The 2,240-nt window shown below is 70.8% G+C and carries 1 protein-coding gene and 2 pseudogenes; 1 reads left to right on the forward strand and 2 read right to left on the reverse strand.

The genetic code is table 11. From position 1 onward, the window contains the following. Positions 1-299: pseudogene (locus BZY54_RS52465) on the forward strand (hypothetical protein); the annotation flags it as partial. A 6-nt stretch (positions 300-305) separates the two neighbouring features. On the opposite strand, the gene BZY54_RS51200 reads toward BZY54_RS52465, so the two are convergent. Both BZY54_RS51200 and BZY54_RS51205 read right to left on the reverse strand, forming a co-directional pair. Further along, a complete protein-coding gene (locus tag BZY54_RS51200; protein WP_158103973.1) occupies positions 306-1,403 on the reverse strand; it encodes a zinc ribbon domain-containing protein in 1,098 nt (365 codons plus the stop codon). Positions 1,404-1,663: 260 nt separating this feature from the next. Beyond that, a pseudogene (locus BZY54_RS51205) lies at positions 1,664-2,240 on the reverse strand (SWIM zinc finger family protein); the annotation flags it as partial.

The raw sequence follows: 2,240 nt of genomic DNA on the forward strand, positions 1-2,240 counted from the left end.
CGGTCAGTCTCATGCTCAGCGCCCGACTGAGGAAGGAGCTGCGCCGACGGCTGCTCACCCTCGCCGTCCGCAAGATCCCCACGCTGACGCCCTTCATGGTCGGCGCCGCCATCGGCGCCTTGCTGAACCACTACGACACCACAAGGCTCACCCAGGCCATCCGTGCCGACCTGCGCGCGCCAGGCCCCCTGGCCCGCGCTGCCCACGCAGGAGTCGGGTGCCGACTCCTGAGCCACCGCCGTTCTGTTTATGTACTCGTTTTTTCGCCCTGTTGTCGCAGGGAAGATCGAGGCGCTTAAGAGTCATCACGTAATGGAGTGATGTCCGCCCGATGTCTGCACGGATCTGGCACACCTGGGTGGCGGGCTGTCCGTACAGCCGGCTGCTCCGGCGTGGATTTTGTGCCGCGCATTCGCGGGTCGGGTCTCATTCGGGGTGGGTCCGGTACCGGGCGATGGCATTTTGTCGAGCAGAGGCCCCTGATCCAGGTGTTCTGGGTTGGGGGCTGCGGCGTGGGTGCGGCCCCGGGCGGGGCGGGCACCGCGCTGTGGTTGACTCGACAGGGCTTCTTGCAGCCCTTGTTCGAAAACGATCTGTGTGTGGCGCGCTTGGACTTTGTCAAGGCGCGCGGTGCTGGGGTCGTCCGGGTCGTCGAGGCGTACGTGGGCGCAGAGGGCCCCGGAGACCGCGTCCCGATCGCCGGTCAGCCCGCACGAGGTGCAGACGTGGATCCGGTCGGCGAGGGTTTTGGTGACCGTCGCGCCGCAGAAGCAGGTCTGGGACAGTTTCGTGGTGAACGTGGACGCGCGGAGCACCCGCCCGCCGACTTTCTCGCACTCGCGGCCGATCGCGGCGATGAGTCGTCCGGGTGTGGTGGCCTGGAGGGCTTTACCCCACCGTCGGTACCAGGTGCGGATATCGCAATCCTCGATGGTGAGGTTCGCGCCGTGGTCGGCGACGATGTCTGCCGCTATCCGCCTGGCGCGGTGGTCTTTCGCCGCGGCCGCGGTGGCGGCGGCTTCGGCGAGGCGGGCCCGGTTGAGGCGGTAGCCGGATGACAGGGTGTCGCGCCGGTACGCCTGCTTCGGTATACCGGCCTTGTTGGAGACCCGGGCACCGCCAGGCGACTGGACGGCGCGTGCGGGCAGGCCTGCGGCCGCTCGTCGTTCGGCACGGGCCTGCTGGCGTTTCGACGGCCCGTACTGGCTGGGGTTGGAGGCCCGACGGGAGCGGTCGAGGGCACGCTTGCGGCCGCGTTCCTTCCGCCGGGCCTTTGCCAGCGCGGTGACCTCGCCTGTCTCGTCAGGGGTGGCGACCTGGCGGTCGAGGTCTCTCGGTGCCGGTAGGCGGCCAGGTGTCCAGCGAGCGTCCTGGTCGGTCTCCTGATCGGGGAAGCGTGGCACGCCGCCGGTCGATCTCGAATCCCTCGGGAGCTTGATCGTCCAGTGCGGTCGTAAGCCGGGTGACGACGCGCGCGTGCCAGGACCGCTGAGGGGACATCATGAAGATCAGCGCTCCATCGATCAGCTCAGTGTGCCGGGGGAGGTCGGGCGCGTTGTCGAGGTCATCGGCCTCCCAACCACTCGGCCGAGGCGGCAGCATCCAGGGCGGGAGCGCGTCCCATGCGGTCGTCATCGTGTCCTCCTTCCGGCGCCCGGCCAGCCTAATCCGTCAGCCGCGCAGCGGCGGTGCGGGCCGCGACGAGAGCGGCGACGGGGTCGGCTGTGGCGGGGGCGCAGGGCCACCATTGAGTGGCGGAGCCGCTGCCTTCCCGGGTGTAGGGATGCCATCGGCCGTCGGGGCCGAGGCGGATCTGGACGCCCTCGTCATCGGCGGTGAGACGGTTGCGCCAGACGCGTATACGCAGGGTGCTCGCGGTGTCGTCCCCGGACTCGGCGTTGTCGGGGTCGCAGAGGGCGGCGCGGGCGGCGGCCATGGCAGTGGCGTCGGGCGTGAGGGGCGCGCGGGCGACGGCGACGCCGGCGGGGCCTCCGTGGCGCTGGGCGCGGACCAGGAGGGCGAAGTCGAGTGGGGGCAGGCCGGTGGCGCGTACGAGTTGGTGGAACCAGTGCTCGCCGACCCCGCTCGCGACGAGGCGTACGGCGTCGTCGAGCGGGGCGCAGGTGAGGGAGGCGGTGTGCCCGGCGGTGAGGGCGCGGGCGCGCTGAGCGGTGTCCCGAGTGAGGGCTTCGAGGTCGTCGAGGGTGAAGGGGGCGTCGGGCGGGGGCGTGGTCGTGAGG

Origin of the sequence: Streptomyces carpinensis (assembly GCF_002154505.1) — a bacterium.
GTDB classification, from domain to species: Bacteria; Actinomycetota; Actinomycetes; order Streptomycetales; family Streptomycetaceae; genus Streptomyces; species Streptomyces carpinensis.